Annotated in this window: 18 protein-coding genes; 7 read left to right on the top strand and 11 right to left on the bottom strand. The window is 64.1% G+C overall.

The window, feature by feature from the left end; genetic code table 11:
* Nucleotides 1-114 precede the first annotated feature (114 nt).
* Complete coding sequence (locus FOZ76_RS11750) at nt 115-330, bottom strand: cold-shock protein (RefSeq protein WP_143948457.1); 216 nt, start codon at nt 328-330, stop codon at nt 115-117.
* Between the two features lie 297 nt (nt 331-627).
* Between FOZ76_RS11750 and FOZ76_RS11745 the strand changes: the two genes are divergently transcribed.
* From FOZ76_RS11745 to FOZ76_RS11715, 7 genes are all read left to right on the top strand, one after another.
* The gene (locus FOZ76_RS11745; RefSeq protein ID WP_143948456.1) at nt 628-1,131 is read left to right on the top strand and encodes a MarR family winged helix-turn-helix transcriptional regulator; all 504 of its coding nucleotides are present in this window, start codon (nt 628-630) and stop codon (nt 1,129-1,131) included.
* 93 nt (nt 1,132-1,224) lie between these two features.
* Nucleotides 1,225-2,610: an amidase gene (locus tag FOZ76_RS11740; protein ID WP_143948455.1), complete on the top strand. Its 1,386-nt coding sequence runs from the start codon at nt 1,225-1,227 to the stop codon at nt 2,608-2,610.
* A gap of 1 nt (nt 2,611) precedes the next feature.
* A complete protein-coding gene (locus FOZ76_RS11735) occupies nt 2,612-2,971 on the top strand; it encodes a hypothetical protein (protein ID WP_170235406.1) in 360 nt (119 codons plus the stop codon).
* 276 nt (nt 2,972-3,247) lie between these two features.
* Nucleotides 3,248-3,550 (top strand): hypothetical protein, encoded by a 303-nt coding sequence (locus FOZ76_RS11730; protein ID WP_143948453.1) that lies wholly within the window; start codon nt 3,248-3,250, stop codon nt 3,548-3,550.
* A 199-nt stretch (nt 3,551-3,749) separates the two neighbouring features.
* Nucleotides 3,750-4,649: a DUF6731 family protein gene (locus FOZ76_RS28285; protein ID WP_342781875.1), complete on the top strand. Its 900-nt coding sequence runs from the start codon at nt 3,750-3,752 to the stop codon at nt 4,647-4,649.
* On the top strand, nt 4,649-5,092 hold the full coding sequence (locus FOZ76_RS11720) for a hypothetical protein (RefSeq protein ID WP_143948451.1): 444 nt from the start codon (nt 4,649-4,651) through the stop codon (nt 5,090-5,092). Before FOZ76_RS28285 ends, FOZ76_RS11720 begins: the two co-directional genes overlap by 1 nt.
* A gap of 738 nt (nt 5,093-5,830) precedes the next feature.
* Nucleotides 5,831-6,760, top strand: a complete 930-nt coding sequence (locus tag FOZ76_RS11715; RefSeq protein ID WP_143948450.1) for a DNA-processing protein DprA — start codon at nt 5,831-5,833, stop codon at nt 6,758-6,760.
* 22 nt (nt 6,761-6,782) lie between these two features.
* Here the strand turns inward: FOZ76_RS11715 and FOZ76_RS11710 are convergent, their stop codons facing one another.
* The 10 genes from FOZ76_RS11710 to FOZ76_RS27495 all read right to left on the bottom strand — a co-directional run bounded on the left by FOZ76_RS11710 (nt 6,783) and on the right by FOZ76_RS27495 (nt 15,869).
* Nucleotides 6,783-7,040 carry a hypothetical protein gene (locus FOZ76_RS11710; RefSeq protein WP_143948449.1) on the bottom strand — a complete coding sequence of 86 codons (258 nt, stop codon included), beginning with the start codon at nt 7,038-7,040 and terminating at the stop codon, nt 6,783-6,785.
* On the bottom strand, nt 7,037-7,426 hold the full coding sequence (locus FOZ76_RS11705) for a hypothetical protein (RefSeq protein WP_143948448.1): 390 nt from the start codon (nt 7,424-7,426) through the stop codon (nt 7,037-7,039). Before FOZ76_RS11705 ends, FOZ76_RS11710 begins: the two co-directional genes overlap by 4 nt.
* 160 nt (nt 7,427-7,586) lie before the next feature.
* Nucleotides 7,587-8,021, bottom strand: a complete 435-nt coding sequence (locus FOZ76_RS11700; protein WP_143948447.1) for a hypothetical protein — start codon at nt 8,019-8,021, stop codon at nt 7,587-7,589.
* A 28-nt stretch (nt 8,022-8,049) separates the two neighbouring features.
* Nucleotides 8,050-8,415, bottom strand: a complete 366-nt coding sequence (locus FOZ76_RS11695) for a hypothetical protein (RefSeq protein WP_143948446.1) — start codon at nt 8,413-8,415, stop codon at nt 8,050-8,052.
* Nucleotides 8,415-8,867, bottom strand: a complete 453-nt coding sequence (locus FOZ76_RS11690; protein WP_143948445.1) for a D-Ala-D-Ala carboxypeptidase family metallohydrolase — start codon at nt 8,865-8,867, stop codon at nt 8,415-8,417. Before FOZ76_RS11690 ends, FOZ76_RS11695 begins: the two co-directional genes overlap by 1 nt.
* 83 nt (nt 8,868-8,950) lie before the next feature.
* Entirely contained in the window at nt 8,951-9,679 is a 729-nt protein-coding gene (locus FOZ76_RS11685) for a DUF4376 domain-containing protein (RefSeq protein WP_143948444.1), read from the bottom strand.
* Nucleotides 9,676-10,848: a hypothetical protein gene (locus FOZ76_RS11680; RefSeq protein ID WP_143948443.1), complete on the bottom strand. Its 1,173-nt coding sequence runs from the start codon at nt 10,846-10,848 to the stop codon at nt 9,676-9,678. The genes FOZ76_RS11685 and FOZ76_RS11680 overlap by 4 nt, the downstream gene beginning before the upstream one ends.
* Nucleotides 10,845-11,147: a hypothetical protein gene (locus tag FOZ76_RS11675; protein WP_143948442.1), complete on the bottom strand. Its 303-nt coding sequence runs from the start codon at nt 11,145-11,147 to the stop codon at nt 10,845-10,847. The genes FOZ76_RS11680 and FOZ76_RS11675 overlap by 4 nt, the downstream gene beginning before the upstream one ends.
* 59 nt (nt 11,148-11,206) lie before the next feature.
* Nucleotides 11,207-11,968: a hypothetical protein gene (locus tag FOZ76_RS11670; RefSeq protein WP_143948441.1), complete on the bottom strand. Its 762-nt coding sequence runs from the start codon at nt 11,966-11,968 to the stop codon at nt 11,207-11,209.
* 19 nt (nt 11,969-11,987) lie between these two features.
* A complete protein-coding gene (locus tag FOZ76_RS27495) occupies nt 11,988-15,869 on the bottom strand; it encodes a coiled-coil domain-containing protein (protein ID WP_211366214.1) in 3,882 nt (1,293 codons plus the stop codon).
* Nucleotides 15,870-15,896: the final 27 nt, after the last annotated feature.

The raw sequence follows: 15,896 nt of genomic DNA, 5'->3' as shown, positions 1-15,896 counted from the left end.
CAAAAGGCCGGGCCCCGTACATACAGGACTCGGCCTTTCTGCCCTATCGGCCGACCGTCCAGCCATTGGCTGTCAGGTCAGCGCCGCAGGGCGGCTTCACAAGCAGGCGCGCGATCAGATCAACTTGATCGACGACGCCTGATATCCCTTCGGGCCTTGCGTGACCACGAAGGAAACTCGCTGGTTCTCTTCGAGCGAACGGTGACCATCACCCTCGATCTCGGAATAATGCGCAAAGAGGTCCTTTCCACCTTGTTCGGGCATGATGAAACCGAAGCCCTTCTCGGTGTTGAACCACTTCACAATACCAGTTTCCGTCTTCAAACTCATTTCCTAAAATAGGGGTACATTCACCCATAACCGCGCAGAACGCGAATCAGCCAACGTGGCCAACCTGCACACTGTGCGCGCATATCCGGGATAAGGCAAGCGCTGTTTCAAAGCAACACCTTGCGGCCGGGCCCGGCATGTGCCCTGCCCCCTGCCGGCACGGCGCAAGGGCGCGCATCGGCTCATGAGCCGTCGGCCGCTCTCCGAGCGGCTTTCCTCCAAGGCTTGAAGTTCCGCTTGCATCGCGTCGAGTAAAAGTTGAATATTTCAACTATTGCTTTCTTCAATGAAACTCGCGTGCGCAAGCCGCTCAGGATCAAGGACGACTACCTCAACGTTCTGCTCGATGTGGCCAGCGAGCGCACCCGCCAGCGGGGCTCCCGGGTCTACGAGATCAAGATCGGGCTGTCGCTGCGCGAGCTGCGTTTGCTGCGGACCATCGGGATGCACCCGGGCATCACCATGGGCCAACTGGTACGCAGCGTGGGCATCGAAAAGACGCTTGCCTCGAAACGGGTCAATACGCTCGTACGGCGTGGCCTGATCGCGCGCGAGATCGGTACGGTGGACGCGCGCCAGATCGAGCTCTGCCTGACGGACGACGGCGAGCGCACCGTCCTCGCGGCAGAGCCGCTGGGCAAGAAGCTGGAGCGCGGTTTTTTGAATTGCCTGAGCGCGGCCGAGGTCGACACGCTGCGCACCCTCCTGAAGAAAATGATCGATGCCGAGGCGGCCTCGCGCGATCGCTTCGACGCCTGGCTGGCCGAGTATGCCGCCCGCGAGAGCGGGCTGAATCGCTGATGCGGTTCGCGGCCGCCTGGACAGCACTATGCCTTCGGGCAAGCATGACCCGATCGACCCCACTAAAAGAAAAGGAAAGGAAAGGAAAGGAGCATGGACACACCTCTGTATGCCCTCGGCGCCACCCAGCTACTCGAGCGCTATCGCGACCGCAGCCTCTCGCCGGTCGAGGTCACCCAGGCGGTGCTGGCGCGCATCGCGCAGTGGGAGCCGCACATCCACGCCACCTATGCGCTCGATGCCGAGGCTGCGCTCGCCCAGGCGAAGGCCGCCGAGGCGCGCTGGGCCGCGGGCGCACCGCAAGGCATGCTCGACGGCGTACCCGTCACGCTGAAGGAGAACATCGCCACCCTCGGCACGCCGACCCCCCTGGGCAGCGCCGCGACCGTGCTGGCCCCCGCCCCCGCGGACGCCCCTGCCGCCGCACGCCTGCGCGAGGCCGGCGCCGTGATCGTCACCAAGACCACCATGCCGGACTTCGGCTTTCTCGGCGCCTCGCCCTCCAGCTTCCATCCGCTCACACGCAACCCATGGGATTTCTCGCGCACGCCGGGCGGCTCCAGCTCGGGCGCCGCCGCAGCCGCCGCCGCGGGCTACGGCCCCCTGCACCTGGGTACCGACATCGGCGGCTCGGTCCGCATCCCCGCCGGTTTCTGCGGCGTGTTCGGCCTCAAGCCCAGCCACGGCCGCGTCCCGGTCGACCCGCCGGCGGCCGCGCGGGTGATCGGGCCGCTTGCACGCAACGTCGCCGACGCGGCCCTGCTCATGAAAGTCGTGTCCCAGCCCGACGCGCGCGACTACATGAGCCTGCCGCCGCAGGCGATTGCCTGGGACACCCTGCAACGCAGCCCGAAAGGCCTGCGCATCGGCCTCTGGCTGGATACCCGCACCGACTGGGCCGTCGATGCTGAAGTGCGGACAGCGGTCGAAGCCGCTGCGCGGCTGTTCGAACAGGCCGGCGCCATCGTCGAACCGATGACCGACTGGACCACCGACGACATGCGCCTGGGCCTCACCCATTTCTTCACGATGCGCTGCCGGGTGGAACTCGCCGCCATGCCGCCCGAGCGCGCCGCCCTCACGGCACGCTACATCCGCGCCGCCGCCGAGTTTGCCGGCAAGCTCTCGCCGGAAGACACATTCCGCGCCTTCAGCCGTTTGCAGTTGCTGCACGCCGCCACCGTCGCCGCGACCCAGCCGTTCGACTTCGTCCTCTCGCCCGTCTCGCCCGGCCTGCCCTTCGCCGCCGATGCCATCAACAGCGGCTCGAGCCACCCCCTGAAGGATTCGCACTTCACCAGCGCGTTCAACCAGTCGGGACAGCCGGCCGCCTCGATCAACTGCGGCCACTCGCGCAGCGGGCTGCCGATCGGCCTGCAGATCGCCGCCCGCCGCTTCGACGACCTCGGCGTGCTGCAGATGGCGCGGTTCTACGAATCGGTGCGGCCTGAACAGGCCGCTTGGCCCGAGCCGCAATGACATGCTGACGGTTTTGCAGCTCACGCCCATGAAATTCGCGTTCCCGTTTGCCGCGGCACTCATTCTGGCCTCGCCTGCGCTGCCCGCCGCGGCGGCCGAGCACGCCTGCGCCGCTCACGCCCGCGAAAGGGGAGCCGAACTCCTGGCCTTCCATGCCGGCAACGACGAACGCATCGAGATCGACGCAGACGTGAAACAGGTTCCGGGCATCGAGAACCCTGCCAACCCCAGGCAGCGCTTCGACGTCCTCGAAGTCTGGGGCTTCGTCTACAAGGGGCAGTACCGCATGCGTTTCCTCTACGCGCAGTTGAACGGCTGCGTCCTCATGGGCGAGGAAGTTCTGCAGCATGCCAGCCTGTAGGGCCACAAAGAATGCTAAAACGTAGGAATTTTGGGGTGGCTGATGGGACTCGAACCCACGACAACCGGAATCACAATCCGGCATCGAAATACACTTTTATTGTTAAATTTCAACGAGTTGTACAGTTTACGTTAGAACGTTTTCGAGAAATCGACATCGTATTCATGCGGTTCTCAGACCACCTGTTCTAATTTTGCTGAATGTTGAGGGTAGGGCAGGACGTCAGCGGGGCGTAAGGTCACCTGTTACCAACCTGAAATTGGGGACGCGTTGCGTATGGATATACTGTATATCCATACAGTTATTTTGCAACCTATCATGCTCCCCAGCGACGCCGACAACGGCATACTCGCCGCAATGCCTCCCGGCTACTGCTCTGCCGGCGTGCACCTCCTCCCCCACCCCGGGCTCAATGCGCCCGAGCGCTGCCGCGTCGTGTTCGATGCGCCTCACGTAGGACGTGTCGTACTCACGTATCGGCGCATGCAGAACCAGCGGTTCAGGAACCATTTCTGGATCGCTTGTCATGCCGCGCAGGTCGGCCCCGATGAGCCATTGGGCTTGGTCGTTGCCGAGTGACGCATGCCGAAAGTTGCCCGCTACCCGCCGCTCACCAGGACTGAGCTGCGCGCACTCTACGAGTCCTGTCCAACGCCCGAAGTGCGTCGTCCGCTGTGGGAGATCGACCGCCTGCCGGGGATCAAGGGCGAGGTATCCTGTCTTTAAACACATGTGACATTGTGTTAAACAGAAAGGCGTGTTCACCCTTCCCTCGGCCATGAGCAAAGCAATCAGAGTATTACTATACGAACTGGCAGACCCTACCGGGAGCATGCCCCCCATCGACTCCTTGCTCGGGTCTCTATCGACCAAATCTCTGAGAGACAGAGAGGCCGTATGCGGCGGAACCACAGTACGGCTAGAAGAGATTTCGCGGGTTACGCATCCGAATTTTCCAGCGCCACATTGGCGGATGACCTTCTGTCGAGCAAGGGACAGCAATTGGCCGGGCCAGGGCACACCAGGAGTCGCGTCAAGCGACCTACCGCTGGGTCATGGTAGCGTATTGTTGGAACAGTCTTCGGCACTATATTTTCCGCACTGCCAACGCTTGGTGATGCAATACAACCACTCCGGCGTGCGCGTGACCAAAGTGGCAGACTTCCTTACTCAGCAAGCTGTTGCAGCAGCGGGAAGCACACTGGGTGCTGCGACTTACAACGCTGTGCCTGTTTTGGATCCTAGCGTTATCACCCGATACCGTAAACATTCCGACGTAACTCGAATCGATGTCCTAATTGACGACTTGACCAAAGCCGATCTCGCTCTCTTCCAAGGGTCCAGCATTTCCGGCACATTAAGAGAGTCGGCCGAAGAGGGGACCGAGCGAGTCGAGCTAGTGTTTTCAGTTGATGCAAGGATCCCGGGCAACAAGGTCAGCCGGAGCTTGATGAGGCGCCTAGTGCCCGCAATGCTTCGACGAAACAATGGGGGTGACAAACTGATGATCAGCGCCCGGGCTGGCCCTACAGGCAAGCTAGTGGATCTGAACTTGCTTGATGCCGCCAAGCAGAAGACAATCAGTCAAACGAACATCGTGGTCACCCAAGGTCGTCGGTACGACACCACTTCAATGTGTGAAAACCTAGAAGGAATCTGCCTTGGATGGGCGTGGTAATGAACGTCGCGCAGGCAACTGAGGTCTTTTACCCGTGGGTCTTGGCGCTAGCAGCCGGTGCCGCCGGGTATTACTTTGACCTCGTTCCGCTCGGCGCCCGTTTGGACGCGCAGCTTTCAGCAACCCTTACGGTTTCTTCGATATTGATGGGCTTTTTGGGAACAGCCAAGGCGATTGTCTTGACCACCACATCATCCAGGCGGAAGTGGTTATCTAGTCGCCCAGAGGTGTGGCATCGGGTTATCGGATTTTTCAAATCAGCGCTGTTCGCCAATCTGGCTCTAAGTGTCTTCTCCCTGCTGCTTTTTTTTGTGGACCCTACAAAGATTCCTACTCAGGTCATCCCAGCGCTCATGCCTCTTTGGCTAGCCTTGGTAACCGGCGCCATATTCACATTCTTCCGTGCCGTGAACATCCTTTTCCTGATGGTGAATGACAGCTAAGCTGCCGCTATATCGGCTTGAAGGGCGGATCTGGGCAGCGACTGAAGTGCAGCCACAAAGCACCTCTCGCCCGTTCAGTTTAAGCAGCAGCCAACCTGACGCTTCAAAACACTGACAGCCTGTTTCATTTTGTGTAAATTTGAGCGAAACAATCATCAAAGTGGCGGACGATGGCGACAGTCAGACAGACAGCGTACCTGACGGAGTACTTTCCGTACTGGGCGCGCGACGACGAGGGCAATCCTATAAAGAATCCGAAGTTCACTGCCGACAGCGGCAGAATCCTGGATCTCAAGGACTCTTCGGCAACTTATCATTCGCTCGCCGTTCAAGATTTCTCTCGAAGATGTGTAAAAAGAATTAGCGACTCTACGCTGTCCACACACGCAGGACCGATCCACATCGTCGTAGTGCCCTCAAGCGGAAAGGGCATGTGGTGCACAGGGCTGCACACCATCGCATCCATGCTTGCCAAGCGTGATGCGAGGTTTGTGCCGTCAACTCAAGCGTTGGTGCGCACCGCTCAGATCCAGAAGCTCGCTACCGGAGGTGACAGAAGCATTGATGTACATTTGCGGTCGATCCGATGCGAACCGAGCGCGGTGAGCCTACTGCGAGGCCAGACCATCTTGTTACTTGACGATGTCACAACAACCGGTAACTCGATCGCAGCGTGCTCCAAAATTCTCTCCGACGTAGGCGTGAAAGATATATATCCGCTTGCGATAGGCAAGACGCATGAATGAAATGGACCGAATTGCTTCAGCGCTAGGCATTGCGGCGCTGCGAGCAGCCAGATTGTCTCCCTCGACTGTCGCAGCTCTACTATTGCAGCGGCCTGTCGATGGCTGGACTGACATACGCGCGGCCTTCGACTGGATGTCCTCCCACTTGCCGGAGGTGTCCGCGCTTTCGCTCGTGGACATCCAAAAGTCCGCAGGGCTAATCGATGAAATGAGTCAGGCCGGCATCTATTCAATTCCTATCTGCGCGAGCGCGTATCCGCGCTACCTAAGGGAAATTGCGGACGCCCCGCCTGTCTTGTACCTTCGAGGCAACCGTGACCTCCTTAAGCAGCCCGCAGGCGTTGCAATTGTCGGTACGCGGAAGGCATCACCGAACGGCATAGTGATAGCTGAACGGATTGCTCGTTACTTCGCGGAAAGATCCTGGACCGTTGTGAGCGGCCTTGCGCTCGGGATAGATGCGGCTGCCCACAAAGGTGCCCTACACGGCCATGGATCTACGATTGCCGTGCTCGCGCACGGACTACGCGAGGCATCGCCAAAGACGAATTCGCACCTTGCACACCAGATACTGGACCAAGGCGGGGCGTGGGTATCAGAGTATCCGATAGACACTCCAGCGCGGCCTGAGCAGTTTGTGCACAGGAATCGTATTCAAATTGGACTTTCTGCTGGCTCGATAATAGTGGAGGGCGAGGAGCGTAGCGGCACCATGACACAGGCGGAATTTTGCGTGCGTAATAAGCGGAAGCTGTTCGCTGTGTTTCCAGAACAAGCAGAATCGCTCAAACTAGTGTCCCGCGGGCCGCTTATACTAATCAACAAGCGCGGCGCTACACCGCTGCGGTCAAAGAACGACTATCCTCGCGCGATGGATGCAATGAGTCAGATCCGCAACGAACTGCAAGATCTTGGGGCATGAACGCGAAGCGAGTCCTTTTCGGCTACCTGCAGGTCAAAAGCGCAGCCTCCAGCCGCGCCTCGTAGCCCTGGCGCTGCTCGATCTCAACCAGCGCAGCCCTGACCGTCTCATACAGCCTAGCACCTGCCGGCAGCGCGTCCATGGCCCACGTAGGGCGCTCGACCTTCTCGATGCGGCACGGCACCGGCACGGGCACCTCGACAGTGACGGTGCGCACGGTGGGCGCAGCAGCGCACCCGGCGAGCGCCAGGGCTCCGCACGCAATCGCAATCCGGATCATCGCTTCCCCTCCAGGTACTCGCCGAGTAGGTCGGCCACCGCTGCGCACTGGTCAGCGCTGGCCGATGGCCGACGGGCAAGCTCGGCCGCCTTCGCGTCGGCGGCACGCGCTCGGCTCTCGGCCGCCACCTGCGCAGCCTTGGCCCGAGCCTCGCGCTCGGTGGCCTGCCGGCGGTACTCTACCCACCCAGCGGCAGCGGCCTGGATATCGGTCGAACACTGTGCGTTGTCGTGCCGGAGCTGCCCGATCATCGCGCGCTCGGCGCGCAGGTCAGCGTCGCGCGCCTGCACGCGCAGTTGCTGTACACTGCACGCGGCCAGGCCGCCCACCAGCGCGCCGGCGGAGGCCGCCGCGACGTAGCCTTTCCATCCCATGAGAGCGATCACGGCCGACTCCTGGCGCACTGCGCGTACATCTCGGCGAGCAGGCGCATGTGCGCCACTGGGTCCGTGTCTGGACCGATCAGCGGGAGCGGCGAGCACGTGCGATCGGGCGGCGTGGTTGTGCAGGCGGATATGGCCACGGCCAGGCAAACCAGGGCGATCCTCATTGCAACCCCCTGTTGGCATACTCCAGAGCGCGGTTCAGGGCGGCTCGCTCCGCGGCGGTCATTTGCCGGGCGGCCTGAACTGCCTGGCCGGCGGTTCGCGCGGCTGCGCCAGACTGGCGCGCGGCAGCGTCCGCCTTGTCGGCAGCCGTCGCCGCCGTGCTGACCGTCTGGGCGGCCTTGCCGGCGATGTCATCCAGGCGCAGCGTGATCTCGTTCACACGCCCGGTCAGCGTGACCATCTGGTCCCGCAGCGGCGGTAGGTCCTGCCGCAGCAACTGCCGCATCTCGGCGTTGGCTGCAGCTAGGTTGCGCAGCCGTGCCTGGTAGTCGGTGATCGTCGCCTCGTTGCGATGCACGAGATACAGAGCAGCGGCACTCGCGCCGCCGGCGGCGATCATCAGGACGAGGGCCAGCGCATAGGCCACCCTCATGGAAACGCCGGCCCACTGCCGGACACGATCACGATTTGGCATGGCGCATGACCTCCCTGATTTCGGCAAGCTCGGTTTCGAGCCGTTGATTGATTTGCTCCAAACGTGCGCAGGTGGCCGTCAGGCTCTCCACCCTGGCCTCCAGCCGGCCCACGCTGGACGTGGCCTCAGCCCACAGCCGCATGGCCTCATCGGCCCGCGCCTGCGCACTGTTGCGCTCGGCGTTGACGCGCGCGAGTTCAGACTGCATGTTGGCCAGCGCATTGCGCTCGGCGCCGGACTGCGCGCGTGTTACGCCCAACTTGGCCAGCAACATCAGCAGCGCTTGCCACGCTGCAATCCCGCCGCCCGCGCCGAGGAGCGCGAGCAGTGCTTGGTCGAGGGTGTCCACCATCACCCCCGCATAGACACGATGCCGTTGGCGTAGCCGCGACCAGGCGTCCAAGACAACACCTGCCGATGCATGCGCGAGCCGATACCAAGGTGCACCCAGTCAGACCTGGGGCCCTGCTCGTAGATGAGCTGGTCGAAGGCAATCGGGCTGGCGCGGATCGCCTCGCACACATCGCGCACGGACCCGAACCTGGGCGCAACGAAATCCGCCGCGAGCCCGTTGGAATGGTCGGACGTGGTGCTGCCGTCCACGGCCCGGTTCAAGGCCAGCGAGCGGTAGCCGCTCGTGATGATGATGGGCACGCGCAGGATCGCACGCACCTCCTCCAGCGTGGCCGCGAGCCTGCGTAGGTTGGCCAGGTGCGCCGGGCCCGGCGTGTTGTCGATGCCGCGGGCGGCCGCGGTGGCCGAACGGGTGAACTCGACCAGGGCGAAGTTCGGGGTGAGTTGCATGAGGTCGCCCTCCTCCTGATGGACGTGAAAAAGCCCGCTCGGCGGCGCCGGCGGGCTGGTGGAATGCGGGTTGTATAGGCTGGCTACGCGGCCTGCGATGGAGGCCAACCGGCCCCAATGTCGTATCCGGCCAGTTCGGCCTCGGTCAGGCCGGCAATCGCATCATGGTGCGCGCGCTCGGCCGAGTAGCAGGCCTGCACGAACTGGCCGATCGCACCGGCGATAGCTTTGACCTCGCCAATGGTGATCGACATCCACCCGCTCGTAGCCTTGAAATCGACGGTGTCGGCGTCGGTCAGTCCGGCATGCGCCGCATTGGCAACCACCGAGGTAAGCCGGTTCTGATCGTCGATCGCGGTGCCCACGCGCAGGCCGCCCGGCAGTGTCAGCCCGCCCGTCATGACCGCCCAGCGCTTAGCGGTGGCGGCGGCCATGAGGCCCACTCGCGTCGCCGGCGGCGGATCAACGGGATCGGGGCCGCCGGTTGGCGGCACGGCGGTGTCGTACGGTGGCCAGCCGGAGATCTCGACGGGCATGTGCAGCGTGGGTGGATGCTCAGCGATGACGTTGCCCTCGTCGTCGTACTCGAGGACTGGCACCAGATGCGCGAGCAACACGGCTTCGTCGAGGGGCGTCAGTGCGTAGAGGGGGCCGCGGCCGTCCCATTCGTAGCGCGCGACGACTTGGCCGTCGGGAGCATCGCCAAGCACAGTGATCAGGGTATAACCGTCGGCCTCGACCGTGCCAGGCATGGGCTGCAGTTCGAGCGTAGCGAGCGCGGAAACCGGAATGCGGAGGATGGTGCGGATCATAGGCGGCTCAAGTCGGTCAACTGACCATCGGACGGGCACTTTGGAAACAGCGCCACCATGTGGGCGCGGGCAGTGCTGCGGTAGATGCCAGCGCGGCTCAATATCCCCAGGTGCGTCAACAGCGGCAGGGACGCCGGCGCCATAGCAGCGACGGCGCTGCCGTTCATCGATATTGCTGCCCGGCCAATGCGCCAGCCTGCAGCGATGCGGACGGCGCCTAAAGGCATCGCGCCTCCAGCCACCGGCACGGCAGCACCGCCGGACGCGATGAGTAGCCGGATTGCGCTGGAATCTGCCGCCTCAGCGAGCTCGATGGCGTTCGAACCCGGAGATGTAGCGTTGTATAGCGTTGCGTACCGGCCCAACGAAGTGGCTGCACTACGGTACACGTCGATGACCATAGCCCCCTCAGATGCACCGATTAGGCCGCTGATCGGGATATGCGCGGTATCAGGCTGCCGAGATGTTGCCGCCAATGTGTCGCCGGGAATCACCGGTCCAGCCAGCGATCCCTCAACGAGCTGCGGCAAGATGAAGTACACAACAGCTCCGGGCGCCAGAGAGGCATATGTCGCACTGTCGGCACTTGTCGGCAGGAGAGACTCCCTTTTTGTCCGATCGTACGAGGACGGGACTTCGTAGTTCGGCCCAGGCACTCCGGACAACCTGATCGCGGCAAGTCCTGCTCCACGCCAAAACGCGCTGACGCTGTGCGGATTGAGATTGCCCGCTCGGCCAGAAATCGTCACGCCGATCGACGATGAAGAGGCACTGTTGTCGATCTTGTAGACCATACCGTTGGTGCACAGCTCGAGCAGACCAGCAGCCCTCAGTGCGTCGGTGTCGTCTACGATCGACACTATGGTTTGTCCACCTGGATTGCTGAGACCTTCGACGCTGACGGGGTTGTGCTTCCTGGCAGTAACTTTGTTCGTCAGCGCCAGGCCATAGTGCGGCCTTCCAAGCGGCTGTCGTGTCGCAGGATCGTGCTCAAGCGGCCAGACATTCGGAGCGGCGCGCATCAGAATGCCGTCTCCATTGAATTCCCACGCGGCCGACTCGCGCGAGAACACTACTCGCGCGTCCAGATCTTCCTGCGTGAAATCAAGATATAGCGACTCCTCGCGATAACGCGAAAGCGTGGATACCGGACCCAAGAGCGTACTCATACCGTCGCTCCCGAAGCGGTCCAGTCAACCCCACCTAGGCTGCGCACCTGAAGCTTGTCGCCGGCCTCGAGCACCACCGCCGGCAGACGCAGACGCGCCGACGCACCACCGGCCAGCTCGTCGCCTGGAACGATGAGAGACGACGTGGCGTTGGCCTTGTAAATGCGCACACCAACCCTGGACGGCGTAATGCCCTTGTTGGCCAACACCAGCGACGTGACGGTCGCGGCGCCCGTCACGAGATCGGCCCAGGTATCGCCCGACGTGCTGACGATCCGCGAAATCTGCTGTAGCGCCATAGCGCTCCTCCAATGAAAGCGGCCCGCACAGGCGGGCCGGATGTCGATGCATTTGCGGGCTACCAGCCCAAGAAACTAAAGCGTGTTTGGTGCAGTCGCGGCGCAATCATCGGGAGCGCGCCGCCTTTGTCCTGCCGGCCGTAGATGCGCATTGCCGCGCGCTCGCTTGGCGAGAATCCTGGCTCGTCAACCAGATCGATCCACATGGACCGCCCGATGCCGCATTCGAGGATGTCCAGCACCAAGCCGTGATCGTCCTCATGCACCCATTCGAGGTCGAACGGTAGCGTGCGCGACAGCGTGCCCAGCTCCGTACGGAGATCGCCTGCAGCGCTGCGCTGGTGCGAGCCCGTGTCCTCGATGACTGGACCCGCGCCATAGCCCGGCGCGTAGTGCAGGTGGTGCGCCACCCCGGCGATCAGCCGCGGCAGGTCCAGCCACGTGCGGCCGGCGTCGACCAGGTTGATGACGAGGCGACGCGCTGACACCGACGCCGGCAGATAGAGCGCCACGTCGACCGGGCGCGCAGTTCGCCCCCCAGGATGCGCCTGCAGTACGCCGGTGTCGGCCAGCACGACATTCGCAGTGTCGTAGAGTCGCGCGCGCACCGTGGCGGCGGCCGACAGCGGGACGGCGGGCAGAACCACGGTGTCGATGGTCTCGGCAGCAGCCCATGCCGCCGTGATCGTGGCCGATCCGGACTGCACCCGACAGACCTCGCTGCGCACGTCGGTCTGCAGGTAGGCCGCGCCCAGGCCAGGGGCGGTACTGGGCAGTGTGATCGTCGCGCGGTCCGCGGCGTTGTCGTAGAGCATGCGCATCAGCGGCGCCCCCCTTAGATCAAGTGACTTGATCGCCAATGACGATCTGCGTGTTGCCGATGCCTTCGATGTAGCAATTGAACCGGCGCCCTGTGGCCACGATTCTGTTGCCCCCGACCCCGGTGGGAAGGTTCTCCATTTCGTGCGTCGTGGTGCGCAAGCCGGCCATGTAGCTGGACCCGTACTGGTTGAAAACGAGGTTCATATTCCAGACCCCGGTCGGCCCGTCGTAGAGCACCTTCCACGTGTTCGACGCAGCGTCATGAATCCCAAAGCTGCCGCCGTTCTTGACGTAGACATAGTCCGACCCCTCGAAGCGAGCGCCCTGAAAGGTGCCGCCTTGGACCGTTCCGTTGTTCCACATCCGGTACCCAGTGCCTTGGGCGAAGTTGAAATTTGGCGATTGGATGTACGTTGCAGCGATCTGCAGGCCTCCGATCGCGCCCGAGTTGGCGTGCACTGCACCCCGGACCGTGATGTTGTTGAACTCCGCGACGCCGCCGCGCTGTATGCGCCAGCCGGCGGAGCCCGTCGCGAAATTCAGGCTACGCAAGTCGCCGCCAACCGTGCCATTCCCCAGCGTGAGCTGGCTGGCGCTAAGTTCGGTGGTCTGGATGCTCTGCGCGATGAGTGTGCCGAACCGCGCCCACAGCGCCTGGACGTTGCGAATGTAGGCCGCATCCATGTAGACCCCGGCCGGCACGACCACGCCGTGGACCGTCTGCGATGCTGTCTGCACCGCGAACGGCGTGATGCCGGGCACGCTACCGGTACCGGCGACGGAGAACACATCCGCGCGAATACGGAAGTCGAGCCTCGGGCCTGCCGACTGGCTGTCCGAGCCGGTGATGGCCATACCGCCCACCACGCCGCCGGCCTCCACGCGCAGCACATACTGCGCGGCATAATGCCCGCTCTCGGTTGCCAGGACGTCGATGTCCTGCTGTACGGCGGCGATCTCGCCCTCGGCATTGGTCACGCTGGCCTGCAGGCCCAGGATACTTTGCGCCTGCGCCAGCAGTTCGCCGTCGTGATCGTCCGCGCGGGCGGTCAGCCCGCTGATCGCGTAGGCGTTAGCTGCGATGCCGCCCTCGGCCGTTCCAATGCGGGCGTCAACGCCATCGACCCGCGTAGCCATCGCGCTATCTGCTGCGGCCCGCGCGGTCGCTTCTTGCTGCACGTCAGCCTGCGCGGCGATGGCCTTCGCGTCTGCGGCATCGGCGGCGACCTGGGCCGCATCAGCCGCAGCTTTCGCGGCGACCGCAGCCGCCGCCGCATCTGTCGCCGCTTTGTCCGTCACCGCTACCCATGCGCTGCCACTCCAACGTTTCGGCGTGTTCGCTCCGCCCGTGGTGTCGATCCACAGGTTCTGCGGGAGTCGGTCAGCGACAGCGGGTGCTGCCGATTGGATCAGCACTTTCCCTTTGCCATTCGCTATACCGGCCGCGGCCGCTGCATCTGCGGCTGCCTGGTTCGCCGCGCCTTGGGCTGTATTCGCAGCCGCGTGCGCCGCCGATGCCGCGTTGGTCGCATCGTTCGCCGTCTGCTGAGCAGCGGCAGCAGCATTCGCGGCGTCCGTAGCCGCCTTGTCGGTGACGGCGACCCAGGCCGAGCCGCTCCAGCGTTTCGGGGTATTGGCGCCGACGGTCGTGTCGATCCAGAGATTCTGGGCCAGGCGGTCAGCGGCTGCGGGCTGGGCGCTCTGGATGATGACCTTGCCTTTGCCGTTGGCGATGCCCGCTGCATTGGCCGCTGCCTGTGCTGCGGCGTCCGCTGCAGCCTGCGCGTCCGCTGCGGCAGACCCCGCGTTCGTCGCCGTAGCAGAGATCTGCGTGATCGCCTGGGCCTGGCTGCTCACCCTATCGTCGATGTTATTCACGTCGGTGCGTAGCAGTTGCACGGCGTCCGCGGCGGCACCGATGTTGCCCTGAGCTGTCGCCAGGTCGGAGCGCAGCGACGTGAGTTCGATGGCCTGTGCCTGCACGGCGCCGTCGATAACGCTCACCTGCCCCGACAGTTGCGAGATCGCGCCGGCGTTGGCGGCAACGCCGGCATCGGTCTGCTGTAGCGACGCCGCCAGCGCTTGAATGAGCAGGGCCTGCGCCCCGTCTGCATCGATGCGGGCGGCCTCCTCCTGGCCGATTCTGACGTGCGCGTCCTCGGCACGCACGCCAACTTGGGCGATGCGCCGCGCCTGCGTGGTCGATACCTCGCGCTGCTCGCTGATCGCGCCGTCGTCCTCGCCGTCGCTGGCCAGCATCTGCATCATCAGCAGCGCCCGCTCGGCGTCTACGCGCTCGAGCGTCTGGATTGCGGCAGCATGGTCGCCCTGCTCTGCCTCGACTGTCGTGACTCGCTGGGCAGTGCTCGCCGTGACATCCTGCAAATCGGTGATCGCCGCGCTGGCACCGCCGGCCGACACCTGGAGCTGCCCGATCTGCTGCGCGTGCGTGGAGTCGGTCGCCTGCAACTGCTCTATGCTGGCCGTATGGTCGCCCGTGGTGGTCTCCAGCGCAGTAACGCGCTGGGCCTGGCCTGCCGTGGTCTGCTCGAGCCCGCTGATGCTCGAAGCGTGCTGTCCGCTCGTCGTCTCCAGGTTGTTGACCCGGGTCGCCTGCTGTGCTGTGGTCTGCTCGAGGTTGCCGATGGCAGATCCGTGGCCCTCGACGGTGGTTTCGAGCGTGCCCACACGCTGCGCCTGGCCCGCGCTGGCCTGCTCCAGGCCCACGATGCGCGAGCCCTGGTTGCCAGCCGTGACTTCGAGCAGGTCGATGGCCGTCGCCTGGCCAGTGGTGGTCTGCTCCAGGCCCTGTACCCTCGCCACCGCGTCATCCGTCGTTGTCTCGACGCTGGACAGTCGGCTGGCCTGGTTCGCGCTCGCCTCCGCCAGGGTCTGTACCGCAGATGCGGTGCCCGCCGCCTGGGCCTCGACCGACGTCAACCGGCCGGCGTGGTCGGCCTGCACATCCTGCACCACGACGATCTGCGCAGACGTCTCGCCGGCGCTCACCGACAGCCGTTGCAGCGTGCGCGCATGTCCGGCCTGAACGTCGTAGACCTCGCTAATCGCCCCGTCAGCATCGCCGAGGGAGGCCTGCAGGTTGACCACCAGGAGCGCCTGCCCTGCAACGACCTCCTGCAGTTGTTCGATGCTGGCCGACGCAGCGCCGCCCGAGGCCTCCAGCGTCACCAGGCGGGCGGCATGGTCCGCCGATGCAGTCTGGAGCGTGGATACGGACCCCTCGGCCTCGCCCACGCGCCCGGTCAACACCGTGAGCGCCTGCGCGGTATCACCCGAGACGGTCTGCAGTGCGCTGATTGCGCTCCCCTGCGCGCCGGTGGTCGCAGCGAGCGTAACGAGCTGCTGTGCCTGCCCGTCGGTGACGTCCTGCAGGGTGGTAATCGACGTCTGGGCGTCACCCACATCGACCTGTAGCGTGCTGATGGCCTGAGCATGGCCCACGCTCGCCTGCTCGAGTGTAGTGAGCTTAGCGCCCTGTGTATCGGTGGTGGTCTCGACTGTGGCAAGGCGCTGTGCATGGCCGGTCGTAGTCTGCTCGAGCGTGCCAATCCTTGATCCCTGCTCGCCAGCCGTCGTTTCGACCTCGGCCAGGCGGGACGCATGCGTGACCGTCGTGGCCTCGAGCTGGCCGATGCGCGAGCCCTGCGCGCCCGCGGTGGTCTCCAATTCGCTGAGCGACTCGGCATGATCTGCCGTCGTCTGCTCCACTGCCTCCACGCGCGAGCGCGCATCGCCCGCCACGGTCTCGACAGCCGTCATCCGCTGCGCCTGGTCTGCTGTGACGTCTTCCAGTTGCTCGATGCGCGACGTGGTGCCCGCCGCCTGGGCCTCGACCGACGTCAGCCGGCCGGCGTGGTCGGCCTGCACATCCTGCACCACGACGATCTGCGCAGACGTCTCGCCGGC

It is taken from the genome of Verticiella sediminum, from assembly GCF_007558815.1.
In the GTDB taxonomy this organism is placed as follows: Bacteria; Pseudomonadota; Gammaproteobacteria; order Burkholderiales; family Burkholderiaceae_B; genus Verticiella; species Verticiella sediminum.
The sequence above is the reverse complement of the archived record's forward strand: the minus strand, read 5'-3'. Positions and strand labels throughout refer to the sequence as shown.